This is a genomic window from uncultured Cyclobacterium sp. (assembly GCF_963976465.1).
GTDB lineage: Bacteria > Bacteroidota > Bacteroidia > Cytophagales > Cyclobacteriaceae > Cyclobacterium.
In genome coordinates this window covers 1-3,316 of the sequence record NZ_CAXBOC010000567.1, presented here as the reverse complement: position 1 = coordinate 3,316, position 3,316 = coordinate 1, and the positions used below count along the sequence as shown (strand labels likewise).

Annotated in this window: 3 protein-coding genes; all 3 read left to right on the top strand. The window is 37.3% G+C overall.

The features are described from left to right. The coding region (locus tag AAC037_RS22270) for a DoxX family membrane protein (RefSeq protein WP_339905722.1) at positions 1–376 on the top strand (376 nt) is incomplete at its 5' end. 10 nt (positions 377–386) lie between these two features. Further along, positions 387–1,052 (top strand): Crp/Fnr family transcriptional regulator, encoded by a 666-nt coding sequence (locus AAC037_RS22265; RefSeq protein WP_339905720.1) that lies wholly within the window; start codon positions 387–389, stop codon positions 1,050–1,052. Between the two features lie 161 nt (positions 1,053–1,213). Continuing rightward, positions 1,214–3,316, top strand: a 2,103-nt coding sequence (locus tag AAC037_RS22260; protein ID WP_339905718.1) for a two-component regulator propeller domain-containing protein, incomplete at its 3' end; no start/stop codon positions are given.

Here is a 3,316-nt window from a genome sequence, read left to right as displayed (position 1 = left end):
TTATTTGATGGTTAGGTTAGGCATTGGTATTAGTATGCTGGGCCATGGCTTGGTAAGGATTCCTAAACTTAAGGCTTTTAGCGAAGGGATGATCAATAATTTTCAGGACTCCTTACTTCCTGAGTTCTTACTTATCCCTTTTAGTTATGCGCTTCCATTTGTGGAATTTTTACTGGGTGTACTTCTAATTATCGGATGGCAAACTAAAAGAGCAGCGATAGTAGGGGGATTTTTAATGCTGGCATTAATTACAGGCACATCATTGATTGAAAATTGGTCGGCTTTGCCTTCTCAGATGATTCATTTATTGTTTTTTGTTGTGGTTTATGAATTCAATAAAGCCAATGCTTTTGCATTGGATACTTCAAAGGAATAAGTAAAGAGAAATGATTACAAAAGAAAACTTAAACAGTTACTTGACATTTTTTTCTGATTCTAAACTTTTAGCTGCTTTGGGTAGTGAAGGGAGAATTTTAGAAGTTAAAAGCGGGGAGGCAATAATTGAACCCGGCCAATTCATCAAGATGGTTCCAATTTTATTAAGTGGAAGCATTAAGGTTTTGCGCTTGGATGAAGAGGGGAGGGAGTTATTATTGTACTATATAGATCCGGGAGAAACTTGTGCCTTATCTCTAACTTGTTGCTCATCGTATAGGCCTAGTGAGATCAGGGCGGTGGCAGAGGAGGATTGTATAATTCTTAGTGTGCCGGTGGATAAGCACGAAAAATGGACAGAAGAGTTCAGACAATGGAAGGATTATGTGACAGATTCTTATCGAATAAAATTTCAGGAATTGCTTAGGACCCTTGATGCAGTTGCTTTCAAACGCATGGATGAAAGATTGATGCGGTATTTGGTTACCAAGATGAAGCAATTAAAAACCAACGAACTTTCAACAACCCATCAGGAAATAGCCAATGAATTGGGGACTTCCAGAGAGGTGGTTTCAAGATTGCTTAAACAGCTGGAGAAAAAGAAATGGATTGAATTGGGTAGGAATGTCATTTATATCAGGGATGACTTTGAGGAATTGATTACTCACATGAATTGATCTAATTAAAGTACTTTTTTCTGGTTAAATACTTTTAAATCAGATGATTATGATATTGTTGATCCAGCAGAAAAGCTCATGCCAAAAACGGCTGTAAATAGTCAAGGGCTATATCGGTTTCGGTGATTTTTATTTTACTTTATAGTCATTATCTTAGTTTTATGATTCGATGGCATCTATTGCTCTTTGCTGTATGTTCTGCATTTTCAAATCTTTTGGCGCAAGAGTATAATTTAAGGAAACTTCAAACGGAACAAAAGCTATCTAACGATCATGTACAGGCGATTTTTAAAGATTCTGATGGATATATGTGGTTTGGGACCAATAATGGGTTAAACCGTTATGATGGATCCACCATAAAAACCTTTTTTGCAGATCAAAGTGATTCAAGTGCATTATATGGCAATGATATTTATGATATTTTTGAGGGGATTGGAGGGGACCTTTGGTTAAAGAATGAAGATTCTATTTTTAATGTTTATAGTAAAAACAAAGGTGTTTTTATTAGAGATTTTAAGGTTATCAAAGATTGGTACAAATTAAAAAGTCAGGAGGTTAGTAAAATATATGCGGATTCACAAAAGAGGTTATGGTTTTTGCACCCTTTTGATGGAATGACATTGTATTTTCCGGAAAAGGATGAGTCAAAATTTATAATAAGTAAGCCTTCAGAAACGGCTAGTTTGAGTCACAATAATGTTTCGGATATTCAAGAAGATTTAAACGGTAATATCTGGTTGGTTTATGACAATGGTTCAGTAGACATTCTGTCAGGAGAGTCATTGAAAATCACAGGTCATTTTGAAATAGCGGATGTAATTGGTCAAAACCAGAGATTTAATTTTAAAATTAAGCTTGATAAGCAAGGAGATGCTTGGGTTTACTGTCCTAATTTTGCCTTGGGTGTCTTTTATATAAACCATAAAGCAAAGACAATAGAGGCAATCAATGAAAATTCCCAGGGTTTGAAATTGAATAATTCATTGGTGAAGGCAGTCATGCCCCATTCCAATGGTGAGGTTTGGATTGGGACAGACCATGGAGGAATTAATATAATCAATGCAGATAAAACTAAAGTTCGTTACCTGTTAAATCAGCCTGATAATCCCTACTCCCTATCCCATAATGCGGTCTATGCATTGTTTGAAGATGATCAGGGCATTGTTTGGATAGGCACCCACAAAAAAGGTGTAGAGTTATACCATCCGGATTTTAGCAGATTTGGACTGGTAAAAAGAGAAATAGATCTTAGTAAGCCCTACCCCATGAACGATGTCAATGCCTTTGAAGAAGATGGCGAAGGAAACATTTTTATCGGAACCAATGGGGGAGGCCTATGGCAATATTCTCCCGAAAATGGTGCAATTACAGATGTTGTAAAACTAGGCAAAACCTTGCTTCCTAAAGATTTGGTGGTCGTTGACTTATTGACAGATAGTGAAGGAGTGTTATGGATAGGTACTTATCAAAATGGTTTGTATGCTTATGATGGTGAATCCTTGAAACACTTTGATCCGGGTATGGAGAGAAATGCCGGGACATTGAAAGACAATAATGTTTGGAATATCTTTGAAGACAGCAAAAAGCGATTGTGGATAGGTACACTTAGGGAGGGGCTATTTTTATACGACAAAGAGAAGAATAGCTTTTTACAGTTTACTGAAGCAGGAGAAGGTATGGCGTTGGAAAACCTCTACATTACCGGAATAACTGAAGATGAGCATGGTAATATTTGGTCTGCGGGTATTAAAGGAATTGATGTCTTTAGCCCTGAAACCGGGTATTACCGGTATTTCCCGGGAGGCATAGGAGACGATTCAGGCTTAAGTAGCAATGAGGTTTCAGACCTTATCAAAGATAAGTACGGAAAGATTTGGGTAAGTACCCACAAAGGTCTTTGCTATTACGATGAACAGGCTTCCCAATTTGTCGTTTTTGATCAGTCAGACGGTTTAAAAAATGAATTCTTGGTTAGCTTGGTAGCAGATTACCTGGGAGACTTATGGTTAAGCTCCCAAGACGGAATCATTCACGCGATGATCGATAGGTCGGAGGCTAAGCTGAAAGCTGATTTTAGACTATTTAATGCAAGGGATGGTCTTCAAGGAGATTATTTCAATAAAAATGCAATGTTCATTGCTGAAAAAGGAAACATTTATTTTGGGGGTTCAGATGGTTTCAATTTTGTAGATCCCTCTACTTTTTCATTCCATGAGGATGAACCCAAGGTGGTCTTTTCAGCTTTTTCGTTGTTCAACCGATCG